Source organism: Roseimicrobium sp. ORNL1 (assembly GCF_011044495.1).
Lineage (GTDB): Bacteria > Verrucomicrobiota > Verrucomicrobiia > Verrucomicrobiales > Verrucomicrobiaceae > Roseimicrobium.
This window is the reverse complement of record NZ_CP049143.1, coordinates 1,649,760-1,666,072: the sequence shown is the minus strand read 5'-3', so window position 1 is coordinate 1,666,072 and position 16,313 is coordinate 1,649,760. Positions and strand designations below refer to the sequence as shown.

Genomic DNA, 16,313 nt, shown 5'->3' with positions numbered 1-16,313 from the left:
TTCGGCCACGCCTCTACTGGCCCGCTCAGGAGTTACGTCACCTCGTATTTCCTGAAGGAAAAGGGATGCTCAATACCGTGGCCATGCGCAATGGAAATGTCCCAGGATTCCGTTCTTAAGTGAATAGACGACCTCCGGCGAAATAATCCCGCAGAAACCCGGTCTTGCCCCTTGGTTGGGCAAGCGCTAATTGAAGGGGCACATGCCCCTCATCCACCGTCTCTATCCCCTTCTCCGCCCTCTCTTGTTCCAACTGGATGCGGAGACGGCCCACGAATGGACAGTGAAGCTCCTCCGCGCCGGCCACCTGCTGGGCATGCTGCCCGACCCCGAGCCAAATCCCTCCAAGGCCCGCACGGTGATGGGCCTGAAGTTCCCGAACTGCGTAGGGCTCGCCGCCGGCATGGACAAGTCCGCCTCCGCTGTGGATGCGTGGAGCGCCCTGGGCTTTGGCCACGTGGAGGTCGGCACCCTGACCCCGCGCCCACAACCGGGGAATCCCACCCCGCGCCTGTTCCGCCTCATTGAGCAGGAGGGCATCATCAACCGCATGGGCTTCAACAATCCTGGCATCGACGAGGCCGTTTATCGCCTGGAGCGCCGCACCAGCACCGGCATCGTGGGGGTGAACATTGGCAAGAACTTCGACACACCCCTGGAGAACGCGGTGGATGACTACCTCACCTGTCTCCGCAAGGCCTACCAGGTCGCGGACTACATTACGGTGAACATTTCCTCGCCCAACACCAAGGGCCTCCGCGACTTGCAAGCCGAGGAACCCATCCGCAGACTGCTGGGCTCGCTCAAGGAAGAGCAAGGCAGACTCGAGGGCGTGCATGGAGTGCATCGCCCCCTCCTCGTGAAAATCGCACCCGATCTCGGCGAGGAACAGATCGAGGTGCTCGCGAAGGTCTTCGTGGAACTTGGCATGGATGGCGTGATCGCCACGAACACCACCATCGAACGCGAAGGTGTGAAAAAGAACAAGCTGTGGAAGGAAGCTGGCGGCCTGAGTGGGAAGCCTCTCCTGCGCCAGTCCACGGCCATCATCGCCACGCTGGCTCTCGCGCTCAAAAGCGAGGCCAAAGGTACGCCGCCGCCGCCCATCATCGGAGTCGGCGGCATCATGGGAGAAATGGATGCCGAGGCGAAACTGCAAGCCGGGGCTGCCCTCGTGCAGGTGTACAGCGGACTTGTGTACCGCGGACCCAAGCTGATTGCCGAGGTGGCGGGCATCCCAAACACCGTGTGAGGTGAATTGAATCCAAGACATCCACAGGCGCGCACCAATCGAACCCATTGGGAGTGATGGAGATGAGATGAATCCCGTGCCAACACCACAAACATCCTCACGCATGCCCGTGACCCTGGAGCTGGAAGCCGGAGTGCACTGGTGGTGCCGCTGTGGGCTGTCGGGTCACCAGCCGCTGTGTGACGGCTCGCACAAAGGCACTGGCATCGCACCTTTCAAATTCACTCTGGCGGAAAAGCGCCGTGTGTGGCTGTGCAACTGCAAGCACACAAAGAATCCACCGTATTGCGATGGTTCGCACAATGAATTGCCTCCCAAGCAATCTTGAAGCCGGGCTGGCATTTCCATTTCATTTCATCTCGCTTCATCAACACCCTCCCCACTCCACGTAGAGTTTCCGTCATGACGCGTTTCCTCCCGAGTCTCCTTCTCCTGCTGCTCGTCTCTCTGCTTCCGGCAGGACTCCAGGCCCAAAGTCCGGATATTCCCGGCCTCGCCCTAATCAAGAGCAAACCGGTGACGGCAGAGCTCATCTCCGAGCAGAGCAGCATCGCACCGGGCAGCAGCTTCCGCGTGGCGGCGAAACTGGTGCATGAGCCCACCTTCCACACCTATGGGAAGGTCTTGCCCGAGGACGGCACCGGCAAGCCAACGGTCATCCAATGGAAACTCCCGGACGGATGGACAGCAGAAGATCTTCCCTGGCCCGCGCCTCACGAAACAGAGGGCACCGGCGGGTCAAAGTCCCTGGGATACTCAGACACGGTATATCTGCCGGTCAAGCTCACCGCTCCCGCCGATCTCAAGGTCGGTGATCAAGTGAAGCTGGAAGGCATCGTGGATGCGCTGGTCTGCGATCCCAAGAGCTGCAATCCCATAAAGCTGCCATTCTCGCTCGAAATTTCCGTGGCACAGACCGCTGTGGTCAATGCCGCTGCGGCGGATGTGTTCAAAGGCCTCGAGGGGAATACAGGTGCCGAATCCAACACCTCTCCTACCGCTGGCGCCACCAAAGGTACCGGCGCCGACACTGGCACTCCCGCTGCCTCCGCATCCGCAACGCCCTCCCAAGGTTCGGCGCAGCCGGTGAATATCTTCAAACAGCTCATGCTCGCCTTCCTCGGCGGTTTGATCCTGAACATCATGCCCTGCGTCTTCCCCGTGCTGGGCATCAAGGTGACCAGTGTGGTGCAGCAGAGTTTGGAGCATCCGCGCCGCGTGATGCTCCACGGCCTGGCCTACACAGCGGGCATCCTCGTTTCCTTCTGGGCGCTGGTGGGTGTCCTGCAACTGCTCCGCTCATGGGGTGAGCAGCTCGCGTGGGGATTCCAGCTCCAGTCGCCCTGGTTCTCCTTCATCGTGGTGCTGATCATCTTCATTTTCGGTCTGAACATGGCTGGCCTCTTCGAAGTGGGCACCTCCGCCACTGGTGTGGGCATGGAGCTCACGGGCAAGTCCGGCCTGCAGGGCTCCTTCTTCACCGGCCTGCTCGCCACCTTGGTGGCCACGCCATGTGCCGCGCCCTTCCTCGCAGGAGCACTGACCTTCGCGCTCGGACTCAGCTTCTGGCCATCGATGTTGTTCTTCACGGTGATCGCCCTCGGTCTCGCGTTTCCATTTCTGGTACTAGCCTTCTTCCCGAAGCTTCTCCGCCTGCTCCCCCGCCCCGGTGCCTGGATGGAGAGCTTCAAGCAGGCGATGGCCTTCCTCATGCTCGCGGCTGCCGCGTACTTCACGTGGTCGCTCATGGGCCTGATCAGCGAGTACGGCCAGCGTGACCTGCTCATCGGCCTTGTCTTCATTGCCGCTGCCTGCTGGATCTATGGAAGGTGGTTCACCCCGGACAAGCCCACCAAGACACGGGTGAAGGCCATCATCTTCACCGCGCTCGTCTTTGCCTTCGGATTCTGGATGGCCTATCCGCGGCCCAAGGATGGCTCGTGGAAGGAGTGGTCCCCCGAACTGGTGGATGAACTCCGTGCGAAGAACGTGCCTGTCTTCGTGGACTTCACCGCCCGCTGGTGCGCCACCTGCCAAGCGAATAAATGGGTGTATAAGAACCAGGCCTTGCAGTCAGACTTCCGCAAGTATGGCGTGACCTTGTTGCGCGCCGACTGGACCACCACAGATGTCCGGATTGAAGACGCACTCGCGCTCCTCAACAAGACGGCCATTCCTGTAAACCTCCTGTACGTCCCTGGCCAAAAGGAGCCCATCATCATCGATCCGGATGTGCCGTTCACACCTTCATTGGTGAGGGAAGCGCTGGCAAAGCTGGAACATGCGCCCAAGGCCATCAAAGGCACCACAGCACAAGTAGCGAAGTGAGTCCCTAGGAAGTCGGGTCTCCAGACCGGACATCGGCCGGCGGGTTTTCCTACCCGCCGATCTTTGGCTTTCGAAGCCGTGGATCGCATGAGCCACGCTGAAATGCTGCCTACGTATCCTTCTCCGTAGCGTCGTAGATCCGCGAAATCTCCAGCAGCAGCGCCTCCAGCTTGGAGTAGTAGGCGTCGTCACCCAGTTCCTTGCGCTTCGCTTTCAGCGCCTCCATCTCGCGCTCCAGGGCATCGCGTTTCGTGCGTTGGGCTTCGGTGAGCTGCGCATCCGCATCGCTGAGCAAGAGAGACCACTGACGTGCCAGCAATCCTTCCGGCGTCTTGCCTTCCGGAGGCGCCTCCGCGAGACGTACCCCCTGAAACGCCTGCGCCCGGGTCCCGATGCCATCGCCGTTGTCTTCAAGCAATGCATGCTCGGTGGCAAGACGCTGCTCTGTCTCAAAGAACCGATCCACCTGCTTCGATGACCACAGGAACGCCTCCAGCAAGGACACCTGCTGATCACGATCCAGATCTGCTTCATCGGAGCCGCTGATGGCCTTCACAAAGAACTGGCCGAATCGCGTGTAGAAGACTTCGTCCGCACTCTTCGTGGCGCTGATGAGCACGCGATTGGGACCCGCCAGCGCCTTGAGGAACGGCGAACTCGCCGACGCCGTCTGGATGCACGCCACAGGTCCGGTGAAGGGCTTCATCCATCCCGCGAGTTCAGGCGCCATGATGTCTGGCCCGCGAAGATTGAAGCGCGCGTCACGCCCATCAAACGTGCCATGCCCAATCAACACCACCCAAAGTGGCTGCGCCGGTTTCGCAGAAAGAGTCTTCAGCGCCTCCTGCAAGAGTACAGCATCCGTCTTCTCATTTTCCTTCTGCTTTTGCTCCTGCTCTTGCTGGGGGCTCACGCCGATCGTCTGCAACTCCACTCCCGCCTTCCTGCACATCTCCTCCCACATCTGCACCTCTTCGCGATACCGCTTCCCGTACTCCTCCGTCCCTTCCGCCCCCATCACAATCAGCACGCGCAAATCCCGCGCCTCCGGCTGCGGTTCCACCTTTTGCTGCGCACCAAGCGGCAAAACTATTCCTACAAGCAGCCACGCGCTCAAGAGCCAAGCTCCAAGGAGGCCTCCCTGGTCCCCTATCCCTTTTCCCTTGTCCCTGTATTTCCTCATCTCCATCCCTGCCTCCTTCTCAGCCACCATTCGGTACCCAGCAGCGCGACCAGCAGGGCGAGCACCCACCAGCGATGCCAGAGCGGCTCGGTACGAGTTTCCATGACGGGCATCTTGATCTCGGACAAGCCATCGGCCCAGGAACCAAGTTCATCGACCGCAATCACACGCCCGCCACTCCAGGCAGCGAGGCGTTCCAAAAGCGGACGATTGGGAAGGAGCGACGCAAACTCTTCTGCTGCTGGATTCAGCGCCCATCCGGAAGCGCTCTCACCGATCACGGCGCCGGCACTGTCCTTCACCGTTGCCTTGACCCGATACACGCCCTGCGCGCCTGCATGGGTGGACATCTCAAAAAGTCCTGCCTCCGTCACCGCGGGTTCCGCACCTTGGGCAATGCAACCACCATCCGGCTCCTGAATCTCAATGCCCACGGTGGCATCGTCCTGGGGACGGAACGCGAGGTCACGCACGCGCACCTGCGGCTTCACGAGTTCATGAGAACCGGATGGGGTGATGTTGAGTTGAATCTCCACGCGATCTGGCACATCGACCACCAGCCACCGGAAAAGTTGTCTCCATGACTTTGCCATGTCCGCCTGCGATGCTGGATCGTTCAGACCCCAGCGCCAGATGTCACCGACCGTCACGGCTGCGACGCGTCCATTGCCATACCGCTGCACCACCCATGCGGGGTGTGACTTGCGTTGTGCATCCGTCACCGCGGCCAGGATGGAGGCGCCGGGTTTGATCGCCGTGCTCTGATTCACCGAATAGAACGCCGGCATCGTCGCCATGCGAGACTCCTCCTCCGGCTCCGTATTGCGCAGTCGCATCCACGGTTCCAGCCAGCCTTCGCGTGTCAGAGTGAAACGCGCCTCCTCTGCCGGAGCCACCTGGCCCGCACGATCCAGATACACGGGAAGCATGCGTCCCACCGGCGTGTGCTCATAACCTCCGAGGCGGAAACTCTCCTGCCCGCCCAGCATCACCAGCGATCCACCGCGCACGCTCACAAAGCGCTCCAGCAAATCCAACTGCTCACGCGTGAAGAAATCCGCCTCCACATCATCCAGCACCACCGCGCGAAATTTTCCAAACAACTCCTCCGGCGTCTTCGGGAAGCCATCGGCCAGTTCTGAGGCGTCCATCACATTGAGACGCTTCAGCACCGGCTGGTCATAGCGCTGCGCTTCCTCCGGTTCGTTCGACTTGAATCCACGGAAAAGCGGATTGCTTGTCTCCCCTTCCCTGCCGCGCCACTGAAACTTCGGCTCACGCTTGGCCATGCGGATGAGAGCCGCAAGTTTCACCTCATTGTCTGGTTCCAGCGAACGACGCAGGAACTTGTACTCCCAGTTCGGACGCCCACTCACATACAACACGCGATAGGGACCATTGCGTCGGTCAATTGCGAGGAAGCGTTGGTTATTCTCCATGGTCGCCTCTGCGGATGTCTCCTTCAGCTTGGCCGCATCCGCCAGATGCGCTACGGCCTGATCCTTCACTACGGATACCTTGAAGAAGGAAATGCCCATCTTCTCCGGACGGAAACGCGTTTGGAAGGTGTGCTCCGTCTGGGTATCCGCCAGCTTGTGCTTCTCCGTCTTCACCACCTTGCCGGCTTCATCCTGAATCACGAGGGAGATACCCGTGCCGCCCAGCCCCACGGCGGCAATCTTCGCGGTGAGCGCCACCGGTGAATCTTCAAACGGCGTCTGCGTAACATCCACCTGCTTCAACGCCAGATCACTCTTCACTTCACGCACTCCGGTCACCACGGGGAAGATGGGTGCGGTGGGCTTGGACGTTGCCATCATCTCCTCCAGCTTCGCGGCATCGGTGGCATTGCCATCGGTGAGCAAGAGCACCGCGGCGACGGGCTGCCGCTGATAACGCTGCTGCAAATTGTGAAGACTGTCCGCCAGCGCGGAACGCATGCCCTGAAGCTTCAAGTCGTCCAATTGCGTGCGCTCATGCAGGCGATCATCGAACGAGTAGGTGTGCACGCGGAAGGTCTTCTCGACGTCCTTTATCCACGCGGCATCGCGATGCAGCGCAGACTTCACGGGATCACCCGCAGGCTTGCCCGTGGCGCTGTCGACGAGTGCGAGACTGGCGGAATCATCGGCCAGGATGAGCACATCATTCTGCCCCGGCTTGGGCACACGGGTCATCGCCATGGGCTCCAGCAGCATGAGTAGCAGCAGGGCAAACACGAGCACCTTGCACAGGATCGCGGCCTCGCGACGCCACGTGCGGCCGGTCATGCCACGATAGCTGATCCACAGCACCGCCAGACCCACCACGCTCAACGCGACGGCGATGCGGGGCCATGAACCATTCGCGCTCTGCCAAAACCATTCCTCAGCCATGGGTCCCACAACCTCCCTGGTTCACGAGCTTCTTCTTCGTCTCCTGCATGCCGCCCCTCACTTGCCCCCTCCCAGTTCCGAATAATAACGACGCACCTGTTCGCGATAACGATGCGGAACCGGATCCCGATCCAGCGGTGCAAGAGGATTGGCCGCCTCGCGTTTCGCCAACTCTTCAGAAACGCGATCACGCAATTCCGCCAGCGGCTGCACCACCTTCAGCTGCACCACATCACTTTGCGGCGGCGTGTCATTGCGACGGTTGTCGAGGCGAATCTGCCGTGCATTCTCGATGACACCTGCTGCTTGATTTTTGAGTTCGGGGTTATCCAGCGATTCCTCAACGCGACGCAGACGGTCGGACCACTCGCCAGCATTGGATCCGGTAAGGGGGCTGTCGTTGTCGGCCTCAGCCGCACCATCGAAGAACCATCCGCCATCTCCTCCCGGTCCACCTTCGCCTCCACCGCTACGCTGCGCACCGCCTGCGCGATTGCCACCCTGCGCAAGCTGACCTCCCTGACGCTGCCCACCTTCACCCGGCTGCCGGCCTTGCTCTCCCTGACCCTGTGCTTGACCTTGGCCCTGCCCACCCTGCGCCATGCCTTGCTGTCCACCGGGACGCTGTCCCTGCCCGGGTTGTTGACCTTGCTGCTGTTGCTGACCCTGTCCCTGACCCGGTGTATCACCAGCCATCATACCCGCACGCTGTCCCTGTCCGGGTTGCTGGCCACCTTGGCCTTCGCCCTGGCCTTGGCCTTGTTCTCCCGGCTGCTGACCAGGCTGCCTGCCTTGACCTTGCTGCTGACCATTGGCGGCCTGTTGGCTTTCGCCCTGCCCTTCACCACGCTGTTGTCCCTGGCCTTGTCCCTGACCCGGCTGCATGCCCGCCTGCTGCTGGCCTTGTTGCTCCCCTTGGCCAGCACCTTGTTGCTGTCCCTTTTCCTGTCCTTGTCCTTGCCCTTGCCCCTGCTGCTGTGTCTTCTCAGAACTGTTCCCCGCAAGTGCTCCAGGCTCCTTGCCGCGCTCACCTTCCTTGCCCGGCTCTGTGCCCTTGCCTGGTTGCTTGCCTTGCTGACCTTCCTTACCCTGCTGGCCGGAAGCGGAAGCCTGCTGACCCTTCTCATTCTGTTCCTTGGAAGGATCACCATCAGCTGCGGCCATGCGGCGTTCTGCATCTTGCGCGTTCTTCCCGGGTTGGGCTTGTTCACCCTCGCCTTTCTTGCCTTGAGCCGTTTGCTGTCCTTCGTTCTTGGCTTCCTGACCTGGACCGCCCTGCTGCCTTTCCGCCTGATCCTTTTCCACGTCGTTGAGCAGGCGATCCAATTCATTGCGCGCCATGCGCAGGGCTTCGGTCTCGCTGCCGAGCACGCTCTCGGCAGCACGGTCCACACCCTTCTTCAGTTCTTCGATGCCTTGGGCTGCCTTGCGCTCGCTGCTCTCCGCATCCGTTGGCGAGTACTGCAGGTTCAGCCTGGTTTCGTCCAGGGCATCCTTGATGCCATCCGAGTGCGCCTTGCGCACGGCGTCATGCAGGGAGCTTGCCAGCAACGGCTCCGAGCCTTCTGCCTGCTCGCTGAGTTGCTGCATGTTCTCGAGTATCTTATCGAGTGCCTCACCCTGCGCCTCCGCCTGCCGACGCAGTTGGTTTCTCTCCAGGTTCTTCTTCAGCTCTGCTGTGGTGTCTCCCTTTTCACCCGGTTTCGGCTGCTGCTCCTGCTTCGGTGAATCTTCGGGATGGAGGGCTTCGGCAAGCTGCTTCTGCCCTTCATCGAGTTGCGCGGCCTGCTGCTTGAGCTGGCGCATTTCCTCCGCGAAACGCTTCGCGGTGCGCTGACGAAATTCATCACGCACCTGCTCAAGATTCTCCTGTGCGCGGGTGGCGGAGTTCGCGGCGGCGCTGGTTTCCTCCTGGGCAAGTTTCTCCGCCGCCTCTCGCGCCTGCTCGCGGGCCTTGTCCAGCTTCTCACGCTCCTGAGCCATGTTCTGCTGGTTCTCCGGCTTCTCCATGCGTTCCTGCAGCTCATCCAAATCGCGGAGAACCTGCTCCTGTTCCTCCTGCAATCTCTTGAGCTGCTGCTGGAGTTCCGCCTTCTCCTCCTCGGTCTTGGCCTTGGCCATCTGCTCTTCCAGATCCTTGATCTTCTCCGCGAGCGCCTCCTGACGGCGGGCCAGTTCCTTGAGCCGGTTCAGCACTTGCAGGTTCTCCTGCTGCTCCGCAGTCTCTTCTTCTTTCGCCTCGCTCGCCTCCTCGTACATCTTCTCCTTCTGCGTCAGCTCGAGCTGCATGATCTGGTTCTGATTCTGCTGGCTCTGTCCGCCCTGCTGCTGGTTCTGCGCACGCATCACGTGGTGCTCACGGCTCTGCGCACGGCCCAGATGTTCCAGAGCCTCGCGTTCAGGAGTGAGTGCAACCGTCAGCGAGTTCGTCTCCTTTTTCTTGATGCCTTCATCCAGCGTGCCGGAGGCGCGCTTCATCGCATCCAGGGCATCCTCCAACGCTTGACGAACCTCAGCATCCTCCACCTCACCGAGGGCCTCCTCCGTCTGCTGAGCGGCGGTGTCCTGCCCCTCCTTCACAGTACCTACATCCCCCTCCATCTTCTCATACTTCTTCCCGCCACCGGCATCACGCACCAGGCGCCACGTGGCATTCACCACCTGCTTCTGAAGCTGGGCCAGCTTGTCTGCCACACTTGGCTGTCCCTGACCAGCTCCGGGCGGAGCGTCCGCTTCGCGGAAGATGTCTTCAAAATGACGTACCTCGGCAAAGAACATGTCGCTCATGGTGCGGCGCACGCCGCCTTGCGGATGATGGTCCTCCGCCCAGACGTAGTAGCTCACCATCTGGCGGGGCTTTGCTTCCAGCTCCTCCAGCGCGAGCATCGTTTTCACTTCATGCGACTTCTTGCCATCGAGCTTGCCTTCGCTCAGCGGCACCTCCTTCGTGGAATCTCCCAGCATGAAGACCACGCCCGCCTTCTCCACGCCGATGTCATCCCACACCTTCGCTTCCAGCGGCAGCTCCTGAAGCGGCGATACGGCAAGGTCCCGCTTCGGGAAAACCAGGTCCACCTTGGGTGGATTGTCCTTGAGGATATTGACCTTGATCCACGGTGGCTGCTTGTTGCTACGCTCCTGGGCGTCCACGAGATGCAGGCGGTACTTCTGCGACTCCTCCGGCTTCATGACGCCCTCCAGCACCAGCGGATCCTCCTTGGTAGGCGCGAGTGGGATGCTCGTCTTGTCCTCCCCAAACAGTTCCGCCACAGCCACGGGTTTGTTCACGGTCATGCGGAAGCGAATCTCGGATCCCTCCAGCGCGGAGACATTCAGCGTGTTCTTGACCTCCTTCGCCGGCTGTCCGGAATAGGAGGGTGGCGTGATGATGGCATCCGAGCGCACCAGCTCAGGGTGCACATACGTGGTCACGCGAAATACCTTCGAGACTCCTCCCTCATATTCCACGCGGTAGAAGCCATCGCGCTCCACGCTCTTGACGACACCGCCGTAGGCGTTGTTCTCCACGGTGGCATTCATGTTTACACGAGCGCGCTCCTGCTTGCCTTCCTCATCCTCACTCAGCACGATGACCGCATGCGCCGGCGTGCCGCCCGTGAATTTCGCATCCACCACCAGCCGTGTGTTGCGCTCCACTTCCGTATCACCGGGACGCACCTCGACATTGATGGTGGGAGCCTCCGCCTGCTTCTCCACCTTGTCCTTGGACGCTAGAGGTGCGTGCTGCACATTGTCTTTGCCCGCGAGCCTGGGAAACGTCAGCGCCACCAGCAATGCGAAGACGGTAAGCGCACCGCTGGAAACAAGATCCCACACGCGTGGCTTGTTGCCAAAGAGTTGCCGCTGCCAGTCGTGCGAGGTTGAGTGTCGCACAGCATCCGCAACCACCCGCTGCTGGAGATACGTCAGCCTGCCGCCCTCACCGTGCTGATCCATAGCCGTGAGGAGCACGGCCTGCATGTCGGGATGTGCCGACTCCAACCGCTGGGCGATTTCACGCTGGTCCACCCTGCGGGCACGCGACCACCAGCTTGAGCCAAACCACACGACCAGATACGCGCCAACCGCGAAAAGCACCAGGTCCCAGCGGCTGAGTCCTGCAGCACCAGCTCGCCACCACAGCAGCAGGGCCACCACCGCTGCCACGCCAAACCCTGCGGCCAGCAGCTTGCGACGGAAGATGAGACGCTCCATCTCGATGAGCGGCTCCAGGCGACGCTCCAGCGCGACCAGGACAGAAGGCGTAGGCGGCTTCATGGGATTCAAGCGGCTGACAGTTTCGTGCGTGGCGAGGCGGACTCAGGAAAGAATACGCTTTTGAAGGAGGATGTTCACGCTCAATCGGAGCACGCCCGGAAAGGCGATGGCAGAACATGGAAATGGACGGATTCGGCTCATGTCATGCGGCCTGGGTGGTGGGTTGACTCTGGCTTCCCTTGCTCCGTCTGCCTGCAAGCCACGTTTCCAGAAGCAGCACGAGCAGGGCCGCCAGCAGAAGGATTTTCCAGCCCTTTTGACGTTGTTCGTGCTCGGAGTCTTCCACGCGCCGTTCCGCGGCTGCCGCATCAGCATCCTTGGCCGCACCGGACGACACAGGGCCAGCGCTCTTCAACTTCACACCGGCATCGGCCAGTCGCTGCACATCCATCGGCGCGAAACGTCCTTCATTCGGCGCGAGATTCACCGCCACCGACCGCGCGGTGTCCCCTTCGCCAATCACATAGATGCCCGGCACATCCGTCGCAGTATAGGTCTTCTGCTCATCCACTTTCCAGGTCACCGTCTTGCCATCGGGTCTCTTTACCGGCACGGCTCCACGCCAGCCCGATTGAGCGGCAATGGCATCGCCCACGGTGAGCGTTGGCGAATTGCCCGCAGTGCCCTGAGCCCAGTCGAGCACGGAGTAGAGCAGGGGCACGAACTTTGATGCCACTGCAAGCTGGCTGTCGGAAGGCTGCCACCCGGCACTCATCGCCAGCACGCGCCCCTTCTCCAGCGGCCACTCCATCCACGCGGGAGAGCCATCGTCGAACTTCGCAATCACCGTGGCCTTCTGCATGCCATTCATGCCCTCCATGGCCCGGTGCTTCCAAAACCGGATGCGCGTGAAATCCCGCACACCCGACTCCGCAAACGTCCGCAGCAGAGGGTGCGCGAAGTCCAGATTCTCCAGCAGGGCATCGTCCTCCACCTCCTTGAACTTCAACTCTGGTGCTGCGCCCAATGCACGCAACGTCTCACCATTGTTTCCCACGGTAGCCACACTCAACAGCGCGCCACCGGCCTTCACCCAAGTCTGCAGAATGTCCCGCGCCGCCGCAGGAGCCTCACCAAAGAGCATGACCAGGTCAGCATCCTGCAAGTTCACCCCTCGCAATTCTGTCGGGTTCACAATCACCAACTCCGGGATGAATGCCGCAGTCGGCTTCAGCGCGCGAGAGAGATAGAACAACGGCGACGCCGTCTCTTCGCGCGACAAATCATGGCCCACGCACACCACCCGTGCGGGCCGCGCGATGGGCTTGGCCACGAACAGGTGATTGTCGAGCGGCTCTGCGTCACCACGGAGGTTCAGTTGTCCATCAGCACCCGCATTCGTCCGCACCGGCGCGCTCAGGATGCGGCTGCCACCGGATGGCACCGTGGCCTCCACCACCTCGCCACCAGTCGCCCATTGCAGGGAGAACTTTTCCACTTCGTTGTCCCGGCTGCTGGTGACGCGTACACGCACCGAGTCAGTATTTTCCCGATTGGTCTGGGCAGGCGCCGCATCCAGGGACGCTGCAGCTTCCTCAACCACGGCGGGTGCCGCAGACAGCGTGAAATTGTTTTTCCATGCTGCATCAACCACATCGACAGACACCATCACGTGCTCGGGCCAGGAGGAGGATTGCAATGCTTCCAGCGCCGCGCCCTCCTGCATGTCTGAAATCAGAACGATGCGTCTCTCACCCGTTTTCCCGCTGCCTTCCGCAGTGAGTTGCTGTGCGGCGAACACCAGCGCTCCACCCAAGTTCGTACCGCCCCACGAGGGCTCCACGTCCTGCATGACCGAGGATGCAGCAATGCGCCGTGTGCCCACCGGCGTGTGTTCCCACGTCTCATGATCCAGCAGCAGCCGTGGACTCTCATCGAACACCGCCACCACCAGCGAGTCCGCTTCGCCCACCTTTTCCAGGGCAGCGCCATACTTCTCCTCCACCTGCTCCCAGACACCCTCGCGCCGCATGGAGGCACTCGCATCCACCAGGATGCACCAGCTCACGCCACCTTCCGCAGGCGTGGTCTGCTTCGAACGCAGGAACGGGCGGCTGAACATGAGCGCCAGCAGAATCAAGGCGAGGCAGCGCAGCGCGAGTAATAGCCAGTCCTCCAGCTTCCGTTTCGTTTTCGGCGGCACCGGAGTCTGCTCCAGGAACATCAGCGAACTGAAGGGCACCACCTTCTGCGGCGGTTGCCTGCGGAAATGCAGCAGGATCGGGATGGCCACCGCCGCCGCCGCCAGCGCAAAGAATGGGAAGAGGAAGTTCATGCGGCGTGCCTCGGCCTGGCGCGATGGCGCCCGGTAAGATTGCGGCGTGCGCTGAGGAAATCGAAGAGATCCTCCTCCAGGGGCCGATCCGTGCGAATGAGTCGGTACTCCACACCATGCCGGTCACAGAGCTTGCGAAGCCGCTCGAGATGGGCCTGCAACTTCGCGAGGTAGTTCTTCCGCACCATGGAAGGCTCCAGCAAAAGCTTTTTCCCTGATTCGCTGTCGGCAAAAGCAGCCGACTCCTCAAAGGGAAACTCCAGCTCGGCGGGATCCATCACCTGAAAAATCACCACGTCATGCTGCATGGCGGTGAGCAGGCCAAGCTCGCGCTCCAGCTCATCCAGCGGCGTGAGGAAATCCGAGAACATCACCAGCAACGCACGCCTGCGGATCATTTCTCCCAAGGCACGAAGAGGGAACCGAGTGCCGGTGCCTCGCGAGGTCGTATGCGCCTTCTGCAAATGGAGCAGCAACGCATGCCACTGCCCCGCGCGCCCCTGCGCCGGTAGATGCTCCAGCACCCTTTCATCAAAGAGCGTGATGCCCGCGGCATCCCCCTGCTCTCTCAGGAAGAGCGCGAGCGTTGCCGCAAGTGTCGCAGCATAGTCGAGCTTGCTGTATCCCTTCGATCCATACGCCATGGAGGCACTCACATCCATCAGAAGCTGGCAGCGCAAATTCGTCTCCTCCTCGAACTTCTTCACATAACACCGGTCACTCCGCGCCATCACCTTCCAGTCAATGAAGCGCGGATCATCTCCGTTCACATACTGCCGGTACTCGCTGAACTCCGCGGAAAATCCGTGCTGCAAACTGCGATGCATCCCCTTGGAGAACCCCTCCATCACCAATCGCGCCCGCAACTCCAGCGACCGGATGCGCATGAGCGCCGCGAGGTCGGGACCGGTGGTTTTTGGGGTGGAGGCCGACATAAGGCATCTAGTGTTCAGTATTCAGTGATCAGTATTCAGTTCTTGATTTTGGAAAGCGGGCTACTCATCACGAGTCAAAAGACTGCTTACTGCTTACTGCTTACTGCTTACTGCTTACTGCTTACTGCTTACTGCTTACTGCTTACTGCTTACTGCTTACTGCTTACTGCTTACTGCTTACTGCTTACTGCTTACTGCTTACTGCTTACTGCTTACTGCTTACTGCTTCACCGCCTCCACTACCTTCGCGATCAGCTTGTCCACCGTCATCCCCTCCGCCTCGGCACGGTAGTTAAGCTGAATGCGATGTCGCATCACGGGACGCGCCATGGCTTTGATGTCATCGAAGGTTACATGCGCACGGCCCTGCAGTAGCGCCCGGGTCTTGCCACCCAGCACGAGATACTGGCTCGCGCGTGTGCCGGCGCCCCAGTTCACCCATTCATTCACAAAGTCGGGTGCGCCAGCGCGATGCGGACGGGTAGCAGAAGCAAGGCGCACGGCATAGCGCGCCACTTCATCCGCCACCGGCACACGACGCACCACATCATGACAACGCATGAGGTCCTCCCCTGAGAACAGCGGTTGGATGGTCTCGGATTTCTTTGAAGTCGTCTGCATCACCACCGCAACCTCATCGTTCTCATCGAGGTAGTCGATCACCACATTGAGCATGAAGCGATCGAGCTGCGCTTCAGGCAGCGGATAGGTACCTTCCATTTCAATTGGGTTCTGTGTGGCCAGCACAAAGAAGGGCTCCTCCAGCGTGAATGTCTGGCCAGCAGTGGTCACCTGATGTTCCTGCATCGCCTCCAGCAGCGCGGCCTGCGTCTTGGGCGGCGTGCGGTTGATTTCATCCGCCAGGATCATGTTCGCAAAGATCGGTCCTTTGTGAAACACGAGGTCGCGCCCACCATCGCCCGTATCTTCGAGAATTTCCGTGCCCGTGATGTCGGAGGGCATGAGGTCCGGCGTGAACTGGATGCGTTGAAAACTCAAGCTGAACACCTGCGCCAGCGATTTGATCAGCAGCGTCTTCGCCAGGCCCGGCGCTCCAGTGATGAGGCCGTGTCCACCGGCCAGCAGTGCAATCAACATCTGCTCCACCACCTCCTTCTGCCCCACGATCACTTTGGATACTTCCTTGAGGATCCGCTCGTGCGCCGTGTGCAGCAGCTCCACGGTATCTCGCTCGAGCACATACGCGTCAGCTTCGCTATCCGTGTCTGGCACGGCGACGGGGAGTTTGGGTGGTGTGGCAGACATGGTCGGAAATGAAATCAGAAATTGGATGCTTGGTTGTCGGGGATGTCCCGTGGCAGCTTGTGTTTCTCCTGGAGGGTGGTGAGGCGCTCCCACCCTCCGCTGCCTATTTGACATCCCAAGCCACGGCTCCGAATGCCAGTAAACTTCACCGCTCCACAATCGTAACAGAGGACGATGGTGACCACTTTCTCATCCTGTGTCGTGATGCGGAATGCGTGGCGAGGATCGAAGCAAGCCATGGAATAGTCTTGGGTCCCGCTTTTCACCGCCTCTATCATCCCTACCTTGGCTTCGCCTCGCTCAGCAGCATCCACCAGGGTCGCCTTTCCCAACACGGAGCATCCCCAGAGTTGCTCAGCCTGTGGCGCCTTTGCGTCACTGGGTTCGGATGCAGTATGAGGATCGAGGGAATAAATGACCA

The 16,313-nt window shown here is 60.7% G+C and carries 9 protein-coding genes; 3 read left to right on the top strand and 6 right to left on the bottom strand.

The annotated features are described in order from the left end of the window. The first annotated feature begins 202 nt into the window (after nucleotides 1-202). From G5S37_RS06665 to G5S37_RS06655, 3 genes are all read left to right on the top strand, one after another. Nucleotides 203-1,252, top strand: coding sequence for a quinone-dependent dihydroorotate dehydrogenase (locus G5S37_RS06665; RefSeq protein WP_165202012.1), 1,050 nt, complete (start codon nucleotides 203-205; stop codon nucleotides 1,250-1,252). 67 nt (nucleotides 1,253-1,319) lie between these two features. Then, nucleotides 1,320-1,580 (top strand): CDGSH iron-sulfur domain-containing protein, encoded by a 261-nt coding sequence (locus tag G5S37_RS06660; protein WP_240914818.1) that lies wholly within the window; start codon nucleotides 1,320-1,322, stop codon nucleotides 1,578-1,580. A 74-nt stretch (nucleotides 1,581-1,654) separates the two neighbouring features. Beyond that, the gene (locus tag G5S37_RS06655; RefSeq protein ID WP_165202008.1) at nucleotides 1,655-3,580 is read left to right on the top strand and encodes a cytochrome c biogenesis protein CcdA; all 1,926 of its coding nucleotides are present in this window, start codon (nucleotides 1,655-1,657) and stop codon (nucleotides 3,578-3,580) included. Between the two features lie 109 nt (nucleotides 3,581-3,689). Here G5S37_RS06655 and G5S37_RS06650 read toward each other — a convergent pair whose 3' ends face one another. The 6 genes from G5S37_RS06650 to G5S37_RS06625 all read right to left on the bottom strand — a co-directional run bounded on the left by G5S37_RS06650 (nucleotide 3,690) and on the right by G5S37_RS06625 (nucleotide 15,892). Then, complete coding sequence (locus tag G5S37_RS06650; protein WP_206026335.1) at nucleotides 3,690-4,643, bottom strand: hypothetical protein; 954 nt, start codon at nucleotides 4,641-4,643, stop codon at nucleotides 3,690-3,692. A gap of 116 nt (nucleotides 4,644-4,759) precedes the next feature. Continuing rightward, nucleotides 4,760-7,138: a glutamine amidotransferase gene (locus G5S37_RS06645; RefSeq protein ID WP_165202004.1), complete on the bottom strand. Its 2,379-nt coding sequence runs from the start codon at nucleotides 7,136-7,138 to the stop codon at nucleotides 4,760-4,762. Between the two features lie 57 nt (nucleotides 7,139-7,195). Next, entirely contained in the window at nucleotides 7,196-11,416 is a 4,221-nt protein-coding gene (locus G5S37_RS06640; RefSeq protein ID WP_165202002.1) for a DUF4175 family protein, read from the bottom strand. 142 nt (nucleotides 11,417-11,558) lie between these two features. Continuing rightward, nucleotides 11,559-13,691 carry a vWA domain-containing protein gene (locus G5S37_RS06635; protein WP_165202000.1) on the bottom strand — a complete coding sequence of 711 codons (2,133 nt, stop codon included), beginning with the start codon at nucleotides 13,689-13,691 and terminating at the stop codon, nucleotides 11,559-11,561. Further along, nucleotides 13,688-14,626, bottom strand: coding sequence for a DUF58 domain-containing protein (locus G5S37_RS06630; protein ID WP_206026334.1), 939 nt, complete (start codon nucleotides 14,624-14,626; stop codon nucleotides 13,688-13,690). The genes G5S37_RS06635 and G5S37_RS06630 overlap by 4 nt, the downstream gene beginning before the upstream one ends. 219 nt (nucleotides 14,627-14,845) lie before the next feature. Next, nucleotides 14,846-15,892, bottom strand: a complete 1,047-nt coding sequence (locus tag G5S37_RS06625) for a MoxR family ATPase (protein ID WP_165201998.1) — start codon at nucleotides 15,890-15,892, stop codon at nucleotides 14,846-14,848. Nucleotides 15,893-16,313: the final 421 nt, after the last annotated feature.

Bases quoted from the DNA above. Each gene is read 5' to 3' on its own strand.
- G5S37_RS06640 (WP_165202002.1), bottom strand. From the start codon at position 11,416: ATGAAGCCGCCTACGCCTTCTGTCCTGGTCGCGCTGGAGCGTCGCCTG.
- G5S37_RS06645 (WP_165202004.1), bottom strand. From the start codon at position 7,138: ATGGCTGAGGAATGGTTTTGGCAGAGCGCGAATGGTTCATGGCCCCGC.
- G5S37_RS06635 (WP_165202000.1), bottom strand. From the start codon at position 13,691: ATGAACTTCCTCTTCCCATTCTTTGCGCTGGCGGCGGCGGCGGTGGCC.
- G5S37_RS06630 (WP_206026334.1), bottom strand. From the start codon at position 14,626: ATGTCGGCCTCCACCCCAAAAACCACCGGTCCCGACCTCGCGGCGCTC.
- G5S37_RS06625 (WP_165201998.1), bottom strand. From the start codon at position 15,892: ATGTCTGCCACACCACCCAAACTCCCCGTCGCCGTGCCAGACACGGAT.
- G5S37_RS06660 (WP_240914818.1), top strand. From the start codon at position 1,320: ATGAATCCCGTGCCAACACCACAAACATCCTCACGCATGCCCGTGACC.
- G5S37_RS06655 (WP_165202008.1), top strand. From the start codon at position 1,655: ATGACGCGTTTCCTCCCGAGTCTCCTTCTCCTGCTGCTCGTCTCTCTG.
- G5S37_RS06665 (WP_165202012.1), top strand. From the start codon at position 203: ATGCCCCTCATCCACCGTCTCTATCCCCTTCTCCGCCCTCTCTTGTTC.